Annotated in this window: 20 protein-coding genes and 1 pseudogene; 11 read left to right on the forward strand and 10 right to left on the reverse strand. The window is 57.9% G+C overall.

The features are described from left to right. Positions 1–5 precede the first annotated feature (5 nt). From RGM2987_RS19075 to RGM2987_RS19115, 9 genes are read left to right on the forward strand one after another with little or no spacing between them, the layout of a single operon-like run. Entirely contained in the window at positions 6–1,160 is a 1,155-nt protein-coding gene (locus tag RGM2987_RS19075; RefSeq protein WP_245144240.1) for a pyridoxal phosphate-dependent aminotransferase family protein, read from the forward strand. A gap of 16 nt (positions 1,161–1,176) precedes the next feature. Next, a complete protein-coding gene (locus tag RGM2987_RS19080) occupies positions 1,177–1,914 on the forward strand; it encodes a hypothetical protein (protein ID WP_245144241.1) in 738 nt (245 codons plus the stop codon). Further along, positions 1,911–2,492 carry a histidine phosphatase family protein gene (locus RGM2987_RS19085; RefSeq protein ID WP_245144242.1) on the forward strand — a complete coding sequence of 194 codons (582 nt, stop codon included), beginning with the start codon at positions 1,911–1,913 and terminating at the stop codon, positions 2,490–2,492. Before RGM2987_RS19080 ends, RGM2987_RS19085 begins: the two co-directional genes overlap by 4 nt. A gap of 7 nt (positions 2,493–2,499) precedes the next feature. Further along, a complete protein-coding gene (locus RGM2987_RS19090; RefSeq protein ID WP_245144243.1) occupies positions 2,500–3,405 on the forward strand; it encodes an NAD-dependent epimerase/dehydratase family protein in 906 nt (301 codons plus the stop codon). Further along, a complete protein-coding gene (locus RGM2987_RS19095; RefSeq protein ID WP_245144244.1) occupies positions 3,386–4,000 on the forward strand; it encodes an isoprenylcysteine carboxylmethyltransferase family protein in 615 nt (204 codons plus the stop codon). The genes RGM2987_RS19090 and RGM2987_RS19095 overlap by 20 nt, the downstream gene beginning before the upstream one ends. Before the next feature lie 22 nt (positions 4,001–4,022). Next, on the forward strand, positions 4,023–4,274 hold the full coding sequence (locus RGM2987_RS19100; protein ID WP_245144245.1) for an acyl carrier protein: 252 nt from the start codon (positions 4,023–4,025) through the stop codon (positions 4,272–4,274). Then, the gene (locus RGM2987_RS19105) at positions 4,271–5,482 is read left to right on the forward strand and encodes a beta-ketoacyl-[acyl-carrier-protein] synthase family protein (protein ID WP_245144246.1); all 1,212 of its coding nucleotides are present in this window, start codon (positions 4,271–4,273) and stop codon (positions 5,480–5,482) included. Before RGM2987_RS19100 ends, RGM2987_RS19105 begins: the two co-directional genes overlap by 4 nt. After that, positions 5,479–6,510 (forward strand): beta-ketoacyl synthase N-terminal-like domain-containing protein, encoded by a 1,032-nt coding sequence (locus RGM2987_RS19110; protein ID WP_245144247.1) that lies wholly within the window; start codon positions 5,479–5,481, stop codon positions 6,508–6,510. The genes RGM2987_RS19105 and RGM2987_RS19110 overlap by 4 nt, the downstream gene beginning before the upstream one ends. A 27-nt stretch (positions 6,511–6,537) precedes the next feature. After that, a complete protein-coding gene (locus tag RGM2987_RS19115) occupies positions 6,538–7,212 on the forward strand; it encodes a lysophospholipid acyltransferase family protein (protein WP_245144250.1) in 675 nt (224 codons plus the stop codon). A gap of 159 nt (positions 7,213–7,371) precedes the next feature. Here RGM2987_RS19115 and RGM2987_RS19120 read toward each other — a convergent pair. From RGM2987_RS19120 to RGM2987_RS19155, 8 genes and pseudogenes are all read right to left on the reverse strand, one after another. Next, a pseudogene (locus RGM2987_RS19120) lies at positions 7,372–8,427 on the reverse strand (acetyl-CoA carboxylase biotin carboxylase subunit); the annotation flags it as partial. Between the two features lie 85 nt (positions 8,428–8,512). Further along, positions 8,513–9,859, reverse strand: coding sequence for an MFS transporter (locus RGM2987_RS19125; RefSeq protein ID WP_245144251.1), 1,347 nt, complete (start codon positions 9,857–9,859; stop codon positions 8,513–8,515). Between the two features lie 240 nt (positions 9,860–10,099). Next, on the reverse strand, positions 10,100–10,870 hold the full coding sequence (locus RGM2987_RS19130; protein WP_245144252.1) for a 5-oxoprolinase subunit PxpA: 771 nt from the start codon (positions 10,868–10,870) through the stop codon (positions 10,100–10,102). Next, positions 10,863–11,804 (reverse strand): biotin-dependent carboxyltransferase family protein, encoded by a 942-nt coding sequence (locus RGM2987_RS19135; protein ID WP_245144253.1) that lies wholly within the window; start codon positions 11,802–11,804, stop codon positions 10,863–10,865. The genes RGM2987_RS19130 and RGM2987_RS19135 overlap by 8 nt, the downstream gene beginning before the upstream one ends. Next, on the reverse strand, positions 11,801–12,442 hold the full coding sequence (locus tag RGM2987_RS19140; protein ID WP_245144254.1) for an allophanate hydrolase subunit 1: 642 nt from the start codon (positions 12,440–12,442) through the stop codon (positions 11,801–11,803). Before RGM2987_RS19140 ends, RGM2987_RS19135 begins: the two co-directional genes overlap by 4 nt. A 292-nt stretch (positions 12,443–12,734) precedes the next feature. Next, positions 12,735–13,160 (reverse strand): VOC family protein, encoded by a 426-nt coding sequence (locus RGM2987_RS19145; RefSeq protein WP_245144255.1) that lies wholly within the window; start codon positions 13,158–13,160, stop codon positions 12,735–12,737. Positions 13,161–13,387: 227 nt separating this feature from the next. Then, positions 13,388–14,251, reverse strand: a complete 864-nt coding sequence (locus RGM2987_RS19150; protein ID WP_245144257.1) for a LysR family transcriptional regulator — start codon at positions 14,249–14,251, stop codon at positions 13,388–13,390. A 460-nt stretch (positions 14,252–14,711) separates the two neighbouring features. Next, positions 14,712–15,323: a glutathione S-transferase N-terminal domain-containing protein gene (locus tag RGM2987_RS19155; protein WP_245144261.1), complete on the reverse strand. Its 612-nt coding sequence runs from the start codon at positions 15,321–15,323 to the stop codon at positions 14,712–14,714. Positions 15,324–15,445: 122 nt separating this feature from the next. Between RGM2987_RS19155 and RGM2987_RS19160 the strand changes: the two genes are divergently transcribed. Continuing rightward, entirely contained in the window at positions 15,446–16,234 is a 789-nt protein-coding gene (locus RGM2987_RS19160; RefSeq protein WP_245144263.1) for a helix-turn-helix domain-containing protein, read from the forward strand. 224 nt (positions 16,235–16,458) lie between these two features. On the opposite strand, the gene RGM2987_RS19165 is transcribed toward RGM2987_RS19160, so the two are convergent. Next, positions 16,459–17,247, reverse strand: coding sequence for an SDR family NAD(P)-dependent oxidoreductase (locus RGM2987_RS19165; RefSeq protein WP_245144265.1), 789 nt, complete (start codon positions 17,245–17,247; stop codon positions 16,459–16,461). A gap of 49 nt (positions 17,248–17,296) precedes the next feature. Beyond that, the gene (locus RGM2987_RS19170) at positions 17,297–17,524 is read right to left on the reverse strand and encodes a hypothetical protein (RefSeq protein WP_245144266.1); all 228 of its coding nucleotides are present in this window, start codon (positions 17,522–17,524) and stop codon (positions 17,297–17,299) included. Positions 17,525–17,908: 384 nt separating this feature from the next. On the opposite strand from RGM2987_RS19170, the gene RGM2987_RS19175 reads away from it, so the two are divergent. Beyond that, positions 17,909–18,358: a LysR substrate-binding domain-containing protein gene (locus tag RGM2987_RS19175; protein WP_245144305.1), complete on the forward strand. Its 450-nt coding sequence runs from the start codon at positions 17,909–17,911 to the stop codon at positions 18,356–18,358. Positions 18,359–18,371: the final 13 nt, after the last annotated feature.

An 18,371-nucleotide genomic window follows, 5' to 3' on the forward strand; every position in this document is an offset into this window, starting at 1 on the left:
GTTTTATGCGTATTGATGATGTCGCGTTCAAATCGAAAGAGTTGGGTTTCTACACGTACTTCCCTCAAGTGCGCTCGGCGTGCGGCCGGGACATGACGCTGCTGGATGGCCGGACGATGCTGAATTTTGCATCGTGCGACTATCTGGGCCTTTCCAATCACCCGCGCATGAAAGAGTCGGCCATTTCCGCCATCCAGAAGTACGGCTCGAACATTGGCGGACCAATGATTTTCAGTGGTTTCACCGAGTACCACGAGCGTTTGCAGCAGCGCTACAGCGAGCTGTATACCGGGCGCACCGCGTTGATGTTCACCACCTCTTACCAGGCGAACTTCGGCGTTATTCCGTTGGCGGCTGAACGCGCCGACCTGATCCTGCTTGACAAGCTGTCCCACGTTTCCATCTGGGACGGGGTGAAGTTATCGGGCAGCCCCTTCAGGGCCTACAGTCATGCCAACGTTGAAATGTTGGAGCAATTGGTCCTGCTGAACCTGGACAAGAAAATCCTCATCGTGACCGACGGGGTGTTCTCGGCGGACGGCGATGTCGCCGATCTCGAGAAAATCACCCGCTTGAAGCAGCTCCATCCGGCGCTGGAAATCTACATCGATGACGCGCACGGCGTTGGCATGCTGGGCAACAGCGGCCAAGGTGCCTGCGAAGCGGCCGGGGTGCTGTCGGACATCGACTACATTGTCGGCACCATGAGCAAGGCGTTCGGCTCATCGGGCGGCTTCGTGGTGTTCAAAGACGAGGTGTTCGCGGAAAAAGTCAGGTTCCGATGCCCGACCTACAATGCTTCGCGCTCGGTTTCGCCAGGCGTTGCCTCGGCGTCCTGCACCGCGTTGGAGATCAATGCCACGGAAGGAAGCATGCGCCGGGCCGGGCTCGCTGAACTCACTCACTACACCCATGAGCAAATCGATGCGCTCGGTGTCGACAAGCTTTATTCGAAAACAGCGGTGATTCCGGTGGTGTTCAAGGACCCGATGGAAGCTGCACGGGTCAACGCCGGGTTGGTTGAGAAAGGGATCATGGGGTCGTTGTTCGTGCCGCCGTTCGTGCCGAAACACCAGTCCAGGATCAGGTTGTGCCTGACTTACAACCACACCCAGAGCGATGTGGACTATTGCATCGATGCGCTGCGCCAGATCATTTGAGCGGACGAAAAACGAAATGATTCAAGTGGGTTCGGCGCTGTTAAGTATCGTTCTTTTCTACTTCATCCTGTGCAAGGGTTTGGGACTGCTGGTCATTAACCGAGGGGTGCGTGTCAATTACACAAGGAAGGTCGGGCACTTTGCGATGTTCATGCTGCCCAGTCTGTTTTTTGCGTTGTTCAATATCCAGGACACCCATGAACGGCTGCTGCTCTCGGCGTTGTCCACCGCCATCCTGTTCTTTGCCATGTGTGGCTGGTCACGCCGTCGGTCGCTGACCGCGCAACACATGTTCGCCAGTATTGACCGGCCAGAAGACGCACCGAACACGCTGTCCTGGTTGGTGAGCCAGACGGTCGCGGGCTTGTTGGTGTTGTGGGTGACGCAATATATCTGGCTGGCCATCGGCGTCCCGCTGGAACTGCTCTATATCACGATCCTGGCGACGACGTTTGGTGACGGCCTGGCGGAGCCTGTCGGTATCAGGTTTGGAAAACATGAATACACGACCAAAGGTTTTTTTGTCGACAAGACATTCAAAAGGACCCTGGAAGGCTCGGCCACCGTGTTTGTGATGTCGATGCTGTTTTGCGTGTTGTTCAAGGATTACTTCGCAGGGCATCAATTCGTATTGCTGTGCGCCGTCTTTCCTCTCGCACTGACCCTGACCGAAGCGAAGTCCCCTCACACGTGGGATACGCCGTTCTTGTTCATGGTCGGCAATGCCATTGTCACCGGGGTCTATTTACTGTGATTTATTTGATACGCCACGCCACCCCCCTGATCGACTACGGACGCTGCGGTGCTGTCTCGGCCAAAGTGCTGCTGGATGAGTACAACCAGACTTCGTCGATCGACGAGGCCGAAATTGCCGATTTCCTGAGCCGTGCGCAGTTGTCCGGGCCGCTGATGACGCCAGGGCTGAACATCATTTCATCGCCGATCAATCGAGCCTATGCCACAGCCTGCCGGCTGTTCGATGCCGGACGTATCCGGCAAGACAACCGATTGAAGGAGTTCGACCTGCGGCTGGGTCGCGTGCCTTTGTTGAAGATGGGTTTGAGGCAATGGTTCGCCTTGCATCGCGTGCTTTGGCTGATGGGTATTTCGTTGGGGGCCGCATCCCGAAGATCGGAACACCTGCGTGCCGTGGGGGTGGCCGATGAGCTTTATACCGCGTGCACGACGACCGGGGAGACCACGGTCGTGGTCTCCCACGGCATGTTCTTGAGGACCGTGCGCAAGACGCTGCAAAGACAGGGCATGCAGTTCCGTACGGTGTATCGCTCGGGGTGTTTTACGGTTGAGGCTTTAGCGCCAGGGAAAGGATGACTGATAGGTGAAGAAGGTACTGCTTTTAGGCGCCAGCGGTTTCATCGGGCAGGGTGCCTACGAAATCCTCAGGCAGGAACAAGACCTGCGGGTTACCCGCCACTCACGTTCGCCAAAGGCGGGTTTTGCGGTGTGCGAGGTCGGCTCTACGGCGTTTATCGAACTGATCAAAGATCACGATTTCATTGTCAATTGCACGGGCATCGGCCTCAGTCGCCTGGGGACGAGCCGTGCCAATAACGAGACACTGACCCAACAGATAATGGCGTCCATCCGCGTCGGCGCGCTCGATAAGAAAAACCTGTTCCACTTGAGCAGCGTCAAGGCCTATAACCCGGAGAAAAGGCGGGACGCGTACGCGGACGACAAATGGGCTGCCGAGCAGGTTATTCGTGCCAATGACCACAAAGTGCAGGGCGTGATCCTACGGGTGCCGACGGTACTGGGCCGCCGCGATAAAAACCTGCTGCCGATGATTTCGATGTGCAAATTGAAGTTATTGCCATTGGTCACCAGCGAACTTCCAGCCTTGCACGTCATTGGCGTGGAGAGCATTGCCCGATCGATCCTCCAATGGCTCTCACGTCCTCCCGAACGGACTTTGCAGACCTGCTATCTGCTGAGCGACGACACGGTTACCTATAACGATCTGGTCGACGAGGTGTACCGCCGGCTCCAGGGCGCCGAAGGCCGGGCGAGGTTACGCACGGTAAGGGTGCGCACACTATTCCGGATCTACAAGGTGCTGTCTTTCGTCGATGCCTTCAGGCGCCAGCGCAAATTGTTTCCCTGGGCGCGCTTCAATGACTTGTTCGTATACCCCTGGCGGGTCGAAAAGGATGTCAGGGTGATCACGACCCGTTCAACGTTATCGGTATTGGTGGGGGCTTATTTTGAAAACGCTCAGGATTGATGTCGCCGCCAGTTTGCTGGTGCCGGTCGCATGCGCCTCTTGGGTGTTGTATGTCTGCACGGGGTTTGCGTTGTTCCAGTCAGTCGTCATGGCCGCCATCCTGCTCGCCGCAGAGTTTTATTTCCTGCGTGAAACCGACAGCGGCAGCCAATTCGACAAAGGACTGAAAAGTGGCTTCATGGTGTCGTGCGCCATCGCGATCGTCATGCTGCTGCAGTTACTGACGCGCAGCGATGCGATGCTGCAATTGGCCGGATCGCTGCTGATCCTGTGCGGCATCGGCCTTCGAGCCCATGGAAAGATCATATTGGGACGGCACTTTTCCCATTCGCTGCGGGTGCTGGATGACCATGAATTGATCCGCGCGGGTGCCTTCCGCTACATCCGCCACCCGGCCTATTTCGGCACGCTGCTCATTGTGACCGGATTCAGTTTGTACGCCAGCGTATACGCGGCGGCGATCATCTTCGCCGTTGCACTTGCATTGATTCTTAAACGGGTCGACGGCGAAGAAAAAATGTTGGTCGGTTTTTTTGGCGAATCCTACGTTCGTTATCAGGCCGGCAGCTTCAAGGTCATTCCTTTCATTATTTGATTGCGTCATTCCAGGAGGTCTCATGACTCACGTTCACGAAGCAAAAATCAAGGAAATCGTTTCCCAGGTCCTGGGGGTCTACGCCGAAGAAATCCAGAACCATAAGAACTTCATCGAAGCCTATGGCGCCGACTCGATGTCGGGAATAGAAATTCTCGCCGGCATCGAAAGTGCGTTCCAAGTGCGGGTCGATGAAGCCTACATCCCCAGGATCACCAGTGTGGATTCGATACTCTCGTTTATCGACAAGACCCTTGAGGCTGAGTGTGCATGAACAGCTCCGGTAAGGGCACAAGGGTAGTGGTGACGGGCTTGGGGCCGGTCAGCCCGATCGGGGTCGGAAAAGAGGCCTTTTTCCATGCCTTGAAAACAGGGGTGAACGGCACTGTGCCGCTGTCGAAAATCGACACGCAGCGCTTCGAAAGAAAGTACGGCTGCGAGGTGAAAGGCACCATCGCTGAATGGGTCGCTGATTTCGATGCGTTCGCCGAATCGGGCACGCCGAGTCATTTTGCCCTGGCCGCCACCGGGTTCGCCCTTGCCGATGCGGGGATCGAGCGGGCAGCGATTGCTGGCATGCGGGTCAATTGTTACTTCGGCACGACTTATGGTGAATCCAACCTGATCGACGACATGGTCACGGCCATGGCGCAGTCCCAGCCAGGCCGGCATGCGTCGCTGGGGCGCACGTTTGCCTCCGAGATCAGTCGAAACGTGGCGAGATCGATAGGTTCCACCGGCGAGGCCGTGACGATTGGCAATGCCTGCTCGGCCAGTAATGCCGCGTTGATCTTCGGCTACGAGGCCATCCAGACGGGTGACTGCGAGCTGGCCATCTGCGGTGGGAGCGATGCTGTGTACAAGGCGACCTTCGCGACCTTCCATCGCCTGGGCAGCATGACCGACAAGGACTGCACGCCGTTCAACGCCGGTCGTAAGGGTGTCCTGACCTCTGAAGGCGGCAGCGCGCTGGTGCTCGAAAGTTACGAACGGGCCATTCGCCGTGGAGCACACATTTATGCAGAAGTGCTGGGCTTCGCGATGAATTGCGATGCGGACCACATGGTGAGGCTCAATCACCACAGCGTTGGCGACTGCATGAAGGCGGCACTTGCAAACGCCTGGGTCCCGCCCGGGACGGTGGGTTATATCTGTGCTCACGGCACCGGTACGGCAGCCAATGACAGTAACGAGTACAAGGCCATCAAGGCGGTCTTTGGCCACTCACCGCCACCGGTCAGTTCGATCAAGTCCATGATGGGGCATAGCATGGGCGCGGCGGCGGGTTTCGGTGCCATCGCCTGCATGCTTGCCCTCAGCGAAGGGTTGCCGCCGACGATCAACGTGAGCGAGCAGGATCCTGAAATACCCATCGACGTGGTTTGCGAGGGTTTCAGGGCCGGAAAAGTCGACGTGGTCATCAACAATGCCTTCGCTTTTGGCGGAAATAATTCAATCCTGGTATTCGGTAATCTCAAATGAGCAATGACGCTATCGTTGCACTGGCCGTAAACGATTGGGTCATGTTGCGGATGCCCGGCGCATTCGAGCAAGGGGGCACGGAGTTGCATCATGGGTTGGCGCCCCGGTGGGACCTGACGGCGGGCGAACTGGTGCCTAGCCGGGAGTTGAAGAACTTCGATCGACAGTCCCTGTTGCTGTTGGCGGCGATGTCGTTGATCGAGGATGCCAACCAGGGGGAATCCCTGGCGCTCGCGGCCGTCATTGGTGGCACGTCCAACGGTTCGATCGATACCGTCATCCAGTTGATCAAGGAGTCGAACGAAAGTCGTTTTGCATTCCAGGTCAATCCGGCACAGATCCCCAATACCGTCATAAACTCCTCGGTGGGGCAGTTGGCGATCAAATACGGCATCAAGGGTGCCAACGTTTCGCTCTGCGCCAAGGAGCTGAGCTTCTACAGCGCGATGGTGCAAGGGCTGAGATTCGCCAGGCGCGGGGACTGCGAGCGGATCTACGCGACAGCCATGGAAACCTTCAGCGGCGAATTCGGTACTCTTTATGCCGACAGCCATGGGCTGGACGCGGCAGAACGAATCGATACCGCCGCGATTTTCAGTTTCCGAACCTGTTCCAATCCGCAAACGCCGGGGCCGGTGGTCAGGTCCTGCGTTACCGGGCGCTTGTTCCCCGCGAGCGGGGCCAGCCTGGGCGACCTGATACTCACGTTCGCGGCAGGTAATGGGGTGGAGCCTCATAGACTCGGTCGGGTCAGCGTGTCGGTAGCGGATTCGTGGCGGGCCGCCCTGGACGATCTCGGCCAGGCATTCGGGGAGGAACTCGCTGTCCTGCAACGGCCAAAAGCATTGAGCCTGTCCCTGGTGGGTGCCTACCAACTCGCCGACTTGGCGCAGTCGGTCAAGGCCGGCGATGTTGGGGTAATGGCGTGTGTCGATGAGGAAGGCTTCTATGGCATCGCATTGGTGGGGTGTAGCGAAGCCCAGGCCGGTGCTGCCAAGGGTCCAAGTGATTCAGGCAAGGTGGGGTGACGTATGATTCTGGTAGTGAGATGGCTGTTGGTCGGGCTGTTCATCGTCCTGAGCTTCCCATTTTTATGTGTGTTCATGTTGGTCAATCCGAAGAAGAACCGGAACCTGCACGTCGCCTGCCGCGCCTATTCGGTGATCAATCGAATATTTTCGGTTCGTGTCGCTGTCAGGGGCTTCAACACGATTGCCGAGGGCAAGCCGTATATCTACGTGGCCAACCATCAATGCAACTATGACGTGATGATCGTTGCCGAGGCGCTCAAGCCAGGCACGGTCATTGTCGGGAAGGAATCGCTCAAGTGGTTGCCACTGGTGGGGCAACTGTATTGGCTGACCGGCAGCCTGTTCATTGACCGAAGCAATCCGCGGGCCTCGATCCAGAGCATGCGCAAGATGGCCAAGAATGTCGCGGCCAACAATACGTCCCTCTGGATTTTCCCTGAAGGCACCCGGAACAACGGCGGGAACATGTTGCCTTTCAAGAGCGGCGCGTTCCGGCTCGCCAAGGACATGGGAGTGGGGATCGTTCCCGTGACGATCTGCTCCGCTGTCAGGGACGTTGCCTACAATTCTTTGCGCGCCACTGACGTCAGCATCGTCGCCCACCCGCCCATCGAGGCGGATGTCGTGGCAAGCATGAATAGCAAGGACTTGGCGAGCCACACGCGCGAGATCATCAGCAACATGGTCCCAATCGTTTGAGCCAGAAGCTCACACGGCATCCTGTCCAGGCGCGGCGAGCGGGGTCCATGGGAGCAGCGTAAGCAGAAGCGTATTGAGGCGTATGTTTTTGCGTATGGTCCTTTGAGTCATGATCGCGCCTTGGGGCTAGCAAAATGGCGGCGTAGCCCCTCAATGAATTTAATGCTGATCTGCCAATTTTTGTTCCAGGTAGTGAATGTTCACACCACCTTCGCAGAAGCCTTCATCACGAACCAGGTCCCGGTGCAGCGGGATGTTGGTCTTGATGCCGTCGACCACGATTTCGTCCAGGGCATTGCACATGCGCGCCATGGCCTCGTCGCGGGTGGCGCCCCAGGTGATCAGCTTGCCGATCAGCGAGTCGTAGTTGGACGGAACCTTGTAGCCGCTGTACAAGTGCGAATCGACGCGAACGCCGTTGCCGCCTGGAGCATGGAAGTGCTTGACCAAGCCAGGACTCGGGATAAAGGTTCTCGGGTCTTCGGCGTTGATGCGGCACTCCAGGGAGTGGCCGTGCATCTTCACGTCGTCCTGGGTGAAGGACAGCGGGTTGCCAGCGGCAATGCTCAGCATCTCCTTGACGATGTCGATACCGGTGACCATCTCCGAAACCAGGTGCTCTACCTGCACACGAGTGTTCATTTCGATGAAGTAGAAGCGAGCATTCTCGTACAGGAACTCGAAGGTACCGGCACCGCGGTAGCCGATGTCGATGCACGCCTTGACGCAGCGAGCCAGGACTTCCTGGCGTGCGTTTTCGGCCAGGCCCGGTGCCGGCGCTTCTTCCAGCACCTTCTGGTGACGACGTTGCAGCGAGCAGTCGCGGTCGCCCAGGTGGATGGCGTGGCCTTGGCCGTCAGACAGTACCTGTACTTCCACGTGACGTGGGTTGGTCAGGTACTTTTCCAGGTAGACCATCGGGTTGCCGAACCAGGCGCCCGCTTCGGAGCGGGTCTGCCTGGCGGCTTCGATCAGGTCTTCTTCCTTGTGCACCACGCGCATGCCGCGACCACCACCGCCACCGGCGGCCTTGATGATCACCGGGTAACCGACTTCGCGACCAATGCGCAGAGCGGTTTCCTCGTCTTCAGGCAGTGGACCGTCGGAGCCAGGAACGGTTGGCACGCCGGCCGCGATCATGGCGTCCTTGGCCGAAACCTTGTCGCCCATCAGGCGAATGGTTTCGGCTTTGGGGCCGATGAAGGCAAACTTCGATCAACTTGACCAGTTCTTTTACTTTTTCAATGTCCATGCTGCTGCAACCTTATGTTTGGGCTAGGGGGCTTAACGTCGCGTCGAACTATCTGAGGAGGTTGCCCTTGGACGTTTCACGCAGCGTGAGAATCGCCAGCAAGGCACACACCGCAGCACCCGCCATGAAATAGCCGGGCACCAGCAGATTGCCGGTCTTGGTGATAATCGAGGTGACCGCGTAGGGCGTGATCCCGCCCCCCAGGATCGCGCCCAGATTGATGCTGATCGCCATGGCCGTGTAACGCACACGTGTCGGAAATTGCTCGGCGTAAGTGGGGTAGCCCACCGATTGCACAATCGGCATGGGCAGGGTGGCGACAAACATCGCCAGTGCGGCGATCCAGAGACTGCCGCTGTCCATCAGGATCATCATGGGTATCACCAGAGTGGCGTAACCCAGGAAGCCGATGCCCAGCGCCTTCCTGCGACCGATACGGTCCGACAAGCCACCCCAGAACGGCATCATTGCCGCCATGCACAGGCTGATCACTGCAATCACCCAGTAGACTTTGGATTTGTCGAAATGCAGGTAGGTCGTGAGGTAGATGTTCATGAACACCATCCCGATGAAGTAACCCGCATTCTGCGCAGACGCGAAGACGATGACCCGCAGCAGTGCCGGCAGGTTTTTGCCGAATACCTCTTTGACCGGCGCTACCGGTGGCTTCTCCTTCGCAAGGAAAGCTTTGAATTCTGGCGTTTCTTCAACGTTGTGTCGCATGTAAAACGAAAACATAACCAGCGGGATGGACAGGAAGAACGGGATGCGCCAGCCCCATGCCTGCAATTGCTCGGCACTGAGCCGCCCGGTGGTGATACCGCAGACAATCGCCCCGGTGGCGCCACCCACGGCAACGCCCAGCGGTGTGAATGAACCGAAGAATCCGCGTCGGCCGTTTGGAGAGGATTCAGCCACAAATGCCGCGGCGCCTACCACTTCGCCACCGGCGAAGAAGCCTTGGGACAACCGCAACAGCACCAGCAGGATAGGGGCTGCAAGGCCGATCTGCGCGGTGGTAGGCAGCACGCCAATCAGCGCAGTTGCGGTGCCCATCCCGATCACGGTGCTGAGCAGCACCCGACGTCGACCGATACGATCGGCAAGGCGCCCGAGCAGTACGCCGCCTATCGGGCGGACGACAAAGGCGATACCGAACACCGCCAGCGTGGCAAGGAGGGCGGCGGCGGGGTTGTCACCGGGAAAAAACAAAGGCGCGATGATGGTCGCCATGTAGCCGTAGATACTGAACTCATAGTATTCAACGGCGGTGCCGGTGGCCGAAGCCATGGCTGCGCGCTTGGCTATGACGGCCGACTGTGTTGTTCCATCGGTAGCGTTTGCATCGACCTCGATGTGCGGCGAGTGCGTATTTTCAGAAAGAACACGAGACATAAATACCTTCCACTCTGGCCAATGGCCAAAAGAGTTAAGTGGCAGAGGGGCCTGCCTTGAAAGTGACGTACTGAAAACCGGCAGCGCACAGTTCATCCGGGCAGTCAGGCGCCCAGACGCATCCGTAGTTGACTATTCAGCTCTCAGACGAGGTTTTAAGCTCGGCAGTTAAAACGAGGAGATTGATTCGCGAGGCATGGTTGTTTCCTTTTTATTATGGGTAAACGTTGTGGGTGTCACTCAAGTACGCGCACGCGCGGGTTTTTGAATGGTGATGCCTTCTTTGAGCAGTGCTTGCTTGATCGCACTGGCAAACGCTGCAGCGCCGGGCTGGTCGCCGTGTATGCAAAGCGTGTGTGCTTTCACCGGTACCCAGGTCCCTTGGGTGGTGCGCACTTCGCCTAAATGCAGCATGTTCATGACTTGATCGATGGCATCGTGGAGGTTTTCGATCATTGCGCCAGGCTGGTTGCGGGGCGTCAGTGTGCCGTCCTCCTGGTAGCTACGATCGGCAAACACTTCCTGTGCCACGGTCAAACCACAGGCTTGGGCGGCGGTGACCAAGGCACTTCCCGACAAGCCGAAAAGAATCAGGCCCGGATCGATATCCTTGACTGCCCGGCAGATTGCGTCGGCAGTGGGACGGTGCACCGCTGCGAAGTTGTAGAGCGCACCGTGCGGTTTGACATGGCGTAGTTCAACCTTGGCCGCTTGGGTGAACCCCAGCAAGGCGCCAACCTGGTACACGATGAGTTCGTACACTTCATCCTCGGACAGCGTCATCATTCGGCGACCGAAACCTTGCAGGTCGTCAAAGCCTGGATGGGCCCCGACGGCTACGCCCAACTTCGCGGCCAACGCGACGGTCGCTCGCATGGAGCGCGAATCCCCGGCGTGAAACCCGCAGGCGATATTGGCTGAGGTGAGGTGTGGAAGAATCGCCGCATCGTCGCCTGCGCGATAAATGCTGAAGCCTTCGCCAAGGTCGCTGTTGAAATCTATTTCAGGCATTGAAGGCCTCCATCGCTTTGAGCGTGCGAGCGCGGGTTAGCAGCAAGGCTTCGGCGGCGCTCAAATCTATGAGTGAGAATCGCAACTTATCGCCCGGCAGCAACTGCGCCAGCCGAGGTAGATCGACGCTGGCCACTTGGGCAATCCGTGGGTAGCCACCGGTTGTTTGGCGGTCGGCCATCAAGATCAGCGGCTTGCCGCTGGGGGGCACCTGGACGGTGCCGAACGCGACACTTTCCGATAACAGCTCCTTGGGCGATGACAGCGTCAGCGGCGTGCCGTCGAGCCGGTAGCCCATCCGGTCCGAGTCGCCGCTCAAGGTGTACTCATGGTTCACGAAGTGCTCTTGGGACTTTGTGCAAAAGTCTTTCCATTCCCGCCCCGCGATTACTCTGATCGGTTCGCAGGCAACCGCTTCATACAGCCCAAAGCGGGAGCGGGGGCCGAGGCGTGGCGGGTTGGCAAACGATGAGCAGATGGGGATCAAATCCCCGGCTTGCAGTGCACGGCCGCGCAGCCCACCGAACCCGCCCCGGGAATAAGTGCTGGTGCTGTTCATCAGCGGTTGCAACAAAAAACCGCCACCTACCGCCAGGTAGCCGCGAGCGCCCTGTCGCCGTTTGCCGAAACTCAAGGTACTGCCTGGAGAAACCACTGCCGCCACTCCGGGCTTGAGCGGGACCGCATCCAGCTCGGCGCCAAGGTCCGCGCCGGCGAGCGCAATCACGGCCTTGGCCTGAAAGTGCAGCGTTGGGCCTTGGAGGGTCATTTCCAAGGTGCTGAAGGTTCGAGGGTTGCCGACCAGGAGGTTGCACAGGGCATGCGCATCCTCGTCCATCACGCCGGTCACGGGTAGGCCCCAATGCTGGAACCCGTGCCGCCCGGTATCCTGGAAGGTTGAGAGCATGCCGGGTTTGATTACCTTGATGGTCACTTCGCGTTCTCCCGAGCCAACAGATCAAACTCATGGCAGGTAATGGGTACAAATCGAATCTGGTCGCCGCCCTGTAAAAGACACGGCGGTTCATCCAAAGGGGAAAACATCGGCAGCGGGGTTCGCCCTATAAGGTTCCAGCCACCGGGGAGATCGGCCGGGTAAATCACACTCTGTCGGTTGGCGATGCCGATGCTGCCCTGTTTGACAAGCGTGCGCGGTGTCGCGCGACGCGGCAGCGACAGGGCGCTGTCGTGCATGCCGATGTAGGGATGGCCTGGGGCGAAACCGACCATCAATACATCCAGCCAGTCGGCCGTGTGAGCGGCGATGACCTCGTTGGCGGTCAGGCCGCAGGCCTGCGCGATGTCTTCAAGGTCCGGGGCATATTGCGGGTCGTAGCACACGGGAATGTCGAAGCGGGTGCCGGTCGTTGCGGCAGCACCGTGCGAATCCTTGAGACGCTCGGTCACCAGCTTGCAGATCGATGTGTAGGGCGACATGTCGGGGAAGTGGGAGGCAATCAATTCAGGCGAGTAATGAACGCCTACTGTCACCATTGCAGACACAACATCCGTGACGCCCGGCAGCAGGCCTTGAGCGCATAGGGCACGTAACTGACTGCCGATTGAGGTCAATGGAAAATACGTTGCCCAATACCAGGATCACGCAGCGATCGCCGCAAGGCTCGAACTGCATTGATCGCACGTATTGTCAGGGCGGGGAGGCGCTACTGACGGCTTATTCAGGGTGCAATTGAGGTCGGACATAGTGTTCTCTATCCTCATGCGGCAGGCTGAGCATCGGCCAGGCGCGCGCAGCAGGACGGGAAAGCACAGGCTTTCTGCACATGTCCGACGCAACACAGCAAGGCTTCACGACTTGAAAGTACGCCGTCGCTCTGATGGCGACGGTCGCTTGAACAACGTATTACTTGGCGAAGAGCTGGCTCATATCCTTGAACGCCTTGAACTCCAGCGCGTTGCCGCACGGGTCGAACAAGAACATCGTGGCCTGCTCGCCGACCTGGCCTTTAAAGCGAATGTAGGGCTCGATCACGAATTGGGTGCCGAAGGATTTCAGACGCTCGGCCAGCGCTTCCCATTGCGCCCATTCCAGGATGATGCCGAAGTGCGGAACCGGTACGTCGTGACCGTCTACCGGGTTGCTGTGCACGCTTTCCTGCGAAGCAGTCTTCGGGTGTTCGTGGATAACCAGCTGGTGGCCGTAGAAATCGAAATCCACCCATTGGTTGCTGGAACGGCCCTCGGCAAGGCCAAACACTTCACCGTAAAAGGTGCGCGTAGCGGCCAGGTCATACACAGGGATTGCGAGGTGGAAAGGAGAGAGGCTCACGGTGATTTCCTATTGATTTGTTTTGATCTGAATCAATTCTTATCCGGAAACCCCGTGGGTAAAAGCGGAAATTCTGTGTCCTGAGCACGAATAATTTTGATGGTTCACGCTGTTATTTAGGCTTTTGCACCATAGTTGTTCGTGTCGCACCACAACGGTTCGCTTTCGGATTGGAAAGCTCGCGCAACGACGATTGTTTTCCGATGCAGGCATGCCCTGGACGGGAATCACAGCGCCTCAAAAAGGCAGGCCCGGAAGATATTGAACAGCGGAGAATGCTTTTGCCGATATTTCGAGACCAGTACGATCTCCCTGAAAAAAGTGAGTTTGCGCAATTCCAGCACCCTGACTTCTTCGGCATGTTCGAGCCATAAACCCGCCTTGGGGACCAGTGAAACACCCAGGCCACTGCGCACCATTTTCACAATGGCATCCAGTTCATCGAGCTCCAGAGCCTGGTGCACATGTATTTTTTGCTGTTTGAGAAACTGGGTGACCAGGCGCCCCCCAAACGATCCTCGGTCATACCGCACAAAGGGCTGTTCGGCGAGAATCGCCAGCGGGTCGTCACCCTGCACATCTTTGGACGCGATCAATACGAACGCCTCGCGCGCGATGACTTCGGCATGCAAATCCTTGGGAAGGGAAAACGGCGGTTTGATCATGATGGCCAAGTCCAGCTCGCCGGCGTCCACTTGGCTGAGCAGGTTCAAAGACACACCCGGTACAAGGTTGGTTTCGATAAAGGGGGCTTGTGATTTCAAGGCCACCAGCGCCTGGGGGAGGAGGCCGGTCTGAACCGTGCCGATCGCGCCAATACGCAGTGCCCCATGAAAGTCATTGCCGCTGTCGGCGGCCCCCATTCGAAGAAAAAGCTGGAGGATTTCTTCTGCCAACGGGATCGCACGTTGGCCCGCTGAATTAAGCGTGGCTGAGCGACCGGTGCGATCGAACAGTTTGACGCCCAATGTGTCCTCAAGACTTTTGATCTGTGCGCTGACCGCAGACTGAGTCAGCCCAACCTGCTGGCCCGCCGCTGCGAACGTTCCCCGTTGCGCAACGCAGATGAAGGTCTTCAATTCTCTGATCATGTCGAACCTTGAACCATGGGTGGGTGTTCGCGCAGAGGGTAGTCACTTTTAATCCGATTACCAACAGTGGCGCGCGCAACTGGAGTCCACCGGCATGCAGGCATCCATCGAAGTGGGTTTGCGTAGCCAGGCAGGCATCCGATCAGTGGCTTTCTCCAGGCGTTGAGCGAGGGCGCAGGAACCAATCCAAGTGTTTTGCTGCCAACGGGCTCACGACAAAGACAATGAGGCTTACTGTGATTGGCGTTAGAACCAGTGTTCGATGCCACACCGCCCATTTGTCAGCCAGCGAGCTCAATGCGTAAAGCAAAAGTGTCACGATGGGGTACACGAATACCATCATTACAATTGCCATTCTGACTTTGGATGGCCTGATCGGAACGAAGACGGGGCCGTCGCTTGCTTTCAGACACTTTGAATGGCAGGTCATGGACTTGGGCGTGTTCAAATCACTGGTCTCCTAGTACTCGGCGCTAGGCCGCTGGCGAAAACTCTTGTACCAGGCGTCAAGGCGCGGATGATCGGCACCGAAGGCTTGGTCGAACCTCTCCCGGCACGTTTGGAAAATTGAAAACACCGTACAGTCAGCGATCGTAGGACTGGCTCCTGCCAGAAACTCTTTATCTCCGAGCTTCGTCTCCAGGACATCCAATATTTCGGTGACGTACCCAAAGAGCTTGTCAGCCACCTGCGCTGACGGGGAGGGTTCCTTGGCAGGAAAGGATTGAGTAACGTTCCATAGCCAAAGCTGGGACCGGACCACCAGATCAGTGCCCAGGCGTTCAAGCGACCTGATTTCTGATCGGGAAATGGCATCCGTCCCAATCATTGGCATGTCGGGATACAGCTCCTCCAGATACTCGACGATGGCGGCGGAGTCGGTGATCGCCGCACCCTCATCCGTGACAAGTGTCGGGGCTCGTCCGCTGGGATTGATTGCGAGGTATTCGTGTGACTTGTGCTCGCCTCCCGCGTAATCAAGTTCATATCGTGGAACGTCTATTCCCTTTTCGTTCAGGTAGATGATGACGCGCCGCGGATTCGTCCCCTTTTGAAATTGGTAGAGCAGCATACGATCCAACCTCCCGAGTTTTGCTTTTCGTTCACTTCGAGCCCCGGAGATTACTCGCAATATATCCTGTTACAATGGGGTATTTATGCTGTTACTAAAGTAATGCTTTTGCGAGGTGTGAAGTGACGGCTGATCGATTAACGCGCGTGCCGGCCAGGCAGGCGCTGTCGGACTTCATCCGCCAGTGTCGCGAGCGTACGTCTCCAGAATCGCTTGGCCTGCCGCAGGGACGCCGCCGTCGAACCACAGGCCTACGACGTGAGGAAGTCGCCGCGTTGGCGGGTGTCGGCTTGACCTGGTACACCTGGTTCGAGCAGGGACGCGACATAGCGGTATCGGACGACTTCCTCCAGCGATTGGCGCGAGGGCTTCGCCTTGACCGAGCCGAACGGGAGCACCTTTTTGCGCTGGCGGGCCGTGAGACATTTGCGGATGGGGCTGACAGTGCCGAGCTTCCTCAGTCACTGGTAACGATGATCAATGCTCTCGATCAAGCCGCCTACATAATGGACAGCTCTTGGGACGTGCTGGCCCATAACGAAGCGGCAAGGATCCTGTTTGAAGACTTCACGTTGCCGCGCCCGAATATGCTGCGCATCGTCTTCTTTTCCGACCACTACCGGCAGAAGATTCAAGACTGGCAGTTCGCCGCGAGGCTGGTACTGCTCAAGGCGCGCCATGACTATCTGACGGGAGGGAAGAGTCCGGTTCTGAAGTCCATCCTCAACGAGGTTCTTCAAGCCGTCCCACAAACGATGGAGTGGTGGGATGATCCTGAAATCCTCCCGATCGGCGATACGGACATTACGCTGCGCGATGCACAGGGCTGCTGGCGAAGCTATCGCATCAACATTCTTGTTTCCAAGGACAGGCCTGGCCTTCGCATCGCCTTTTACGATGAAGAAACATAAAGCGGCCAGCCTTTCAGTGTGGCCGTGGACTATCACGTCAGGTCAATGCAGGTTGTTGTCGTTGATGTCAGTTCCAGGGAGGGCGGTGTCCAACAGCTCCATGGCAAGTTATTTCAATGAGTTGTACAGCGTTTGCGAGTCTCATTGCTGACTGCGCTTCGAGGCCACAAGGGAACAAACCAAACACGGCTTGGGCTGAGTCCGACGCTCCAGGTGCGCCACATTTAGGTCGTGCGGGCGTTGGCAACAGACCCGACGACATAGTTCAACGCCAGCCGACCGCCATCGGCATACAGGGTCTGGCCAGTGATGTAGCTGGCATCCGGGCCGGCCAGGAAGACGGCGATGCCTGCAATTTCGGATGGCTCGCCGAATCGCCCCATCGGTGTTCGCGAGAGCATGATTTGGCGCGCGTTTTCATCCAGATGTTCCGTCAACGGGGAGTCAGTCGGACCGGGACCAATGGCATTGACCCGAATCCCGTGCGGAGCCATGGCCAGCGCCATGGTTTTGGTCAGCATGCCGAGACCGGCCTTGCTCACACAGTAGGCAAAGGATTCGGCGACACCCAGTACGGCACCCACTGAGGATATGTGGATGATCGTCCCGCGACGCTCAGTGGCAAGCATTCGCTGCGCGACGAACTTTCCGACGAGGTAAGGGCCAATCAGGTTCACGCCCAAGACGTTCTTGAAGTCTGCCGTTTCGCTGATGTGGAAGGCGTTGCTCGGGCCTGTGATGCCGGCCGAACATACTGCAATGTCGATAGGCCCCGCCAATTGCTCGGCCCTGTCTACCAAGCTTTCGACCTGGGTTTCGTCGGCGGCATCGCAGTGGATGAACCAGGCCTGGTAGCCCTCGGCGACTATTCTTTGCGCTTCGAGCCGGCCCTGTTCGGCCTGTATATCGCAGAGTATTACCTTGGCGCCTTCCCGGGCGTAACGTTGGGCGATTGCCAGGCCAATACCTCCGCTGGCACCGGTGACGATGGCGACTTTGCCTTGCATGGACATGATTGCTCCTCAGGTCAGTGGCGGGGATGTACACCCCTGTGGATTTACTTCAGGTCGTGATCGATTCGCTGCTGGCAGAGTCGATCCAGCTGGAGAGTCTGTCAGCCAGCGCGCGGTCAGCCAGTTCGACGAAGTAGCCCAGTTGTTGCACGGTATCCAGGTGGACGATTGCCGGTGTGCCCTGGTCTGTCAGTGTGCTGAGGGTCTCGAAGCAGGCTTCGACGCCACCCGGACGCTGGGTGAGATCGTCGGTAGCATAGCCGAGGTGTGTTGACACGCACCGGTGCCAGTTCCAGCGCCAGAGCGCGAGCCGGTGCTTCCATCGCCGCCGATGCGGCGGCGAGCACGGCGGTGCCGTAAGCGTTCGGTCGATCTGCCAGGGAGCCGGAAATGAACGTGATCGAGCCGTCTTTTGCCAGCCTTTCACCAAGCACGCGAATCGCATTGATCGACGCCCAGATGCGTTCATCGAAGGCGCGGTGCAGGTAGTCGAGATCAGCCGCCAGCACGGTGCCGGCAAACGTGCGCTGCGGATTCTGCGAGAAGTCGAAGACATTGATCAGGCAGCAGTCGCTTCCCGAGCCGAGCCCTGCGGCGTCCTGAAAGTGACGGCTCCGTTGCCGATTCGCGTCTGGTTTCGCGGCCTCTGGGACCCCACCGAATCGGTGCGTTTGCATCACCTCGCTACCTCCAGCGCAAAGGCATCCCTGTAACGGCGGAAGATCTTGCGGGCCATGAATGCGTGAATTTTCGCTACCAGAGCACGGGGCAGAGTTTGAGATGGCCTTATGAGACGGATAACAAGCAGCTTGAGCTGGCGCCAGATTCAGCGTTTACCGTTGATGTCAGCGATGCGGTAGCGGCGGTACTTGCCGCAGGAGGCGGTATCGGCATCACACCGCATTATGTGGCCGCGCCTTATGTGCGTCGGGGAGAACTGGTGCCGATCCTCCCACAGTTCACCGTGGAACGGTTCGTCATCACTGCTTTATGGCCGCAAAGTCGTCGAGGAAGCCCCAACGTAAAGGCATTCATTGCATTTCTGATTGAGCTGTTCCCTTCAACGCCATCTTGGGATGAAGTCATCAGCCAAGTCCTGGCGCGTGACTAATTGAAAGTGATTA

It is taken from the genome of Pseudomonas sp. RGM2987 (assembly GCF_022952855.1).
Classification (GTDB): domain Bacteria; phylum Pseudomonadota; class Gammaproteobacteria; order Pseudomonadales; family Pseudomonadaceae; genus Aquipseudomonas.

Excerpts from the sequence above, each read along its gene's own strand:
- RGM2987_RS19125 (WP_245144251.1), bottom strand. The coding sequence starts at position 9,859 with ATGTCTCGTGTTCTTTCTGAAAATACGCACTCGCCGCACATCGAGGTC.
- RGM2987_RS19110 (WP_245144247.1), top strand. The coding sequence starts at position 5,479 with ATGAGCAATGACGCTATCGTTGCACTGGCCGTAAACGATTGGGTCATG.
- RGM2987_RS19130 (WP_245144252.1), bottom strand. The coding sequence starts at position 10,870 with ATGCCTGAAATAGATTTCAACAGCGACCTTGGCGAAGGCTTCAGCATT.
- RGM2987_RS19165 (WP_245144265.1), bottom strand. The coding sequence starts at position 17,247 with ATGTCCATGCAAGGCAAAGTCGCCATCGTCACCGGTGCCAGCGGAGGT.
- RGM2987_RS19080 (WP_245144241.1), top strand. The coding sequence starts at position 1,177 with ATGATTCAAGTGGGTTCGGCGCTGTTAAGTATCGTTCTTTTCTACTTC.
- RGM2987_RS19150 (WP_245144257.1), bottom strand. The coding sequence starts at position 14,251 with ATGATCAGAGAATTGAAGACCTTCATCTGCGTTGCGCAACGGGGAACG.
- RGM2987_RS19105 (WP_245144246.1), top strand. The coding sequence starts at position 4,271 with ATGAACAGCTCCGGTAAGGGCACAAGGGTAGTGGTGACGGGCTTGGGG.
- RGM2987_RS19155 (WP_245144261.1), bottom strand. The coding sequence starts at position 15,323 with ATGCTGCTCTACCAATTTCAAAAGGGGACGAATCCGCGGCGCGTCATC.
- RGM2987_RS19075 (WP_245144240.1), top strand. The coding sequence starts at position 6 with ATGCGTATTGATGATGTCGCGTTCAAATCGAAAGAGTTGGGTTTCTAC.
- RGM2987_RS19100 (WP_245144245.1), top strand. The coding sequence starts at position 4,023 with ATGACTCACGTTCACGAAGCAAAAATCAAGGAAATCGTTTCCCAGGTC.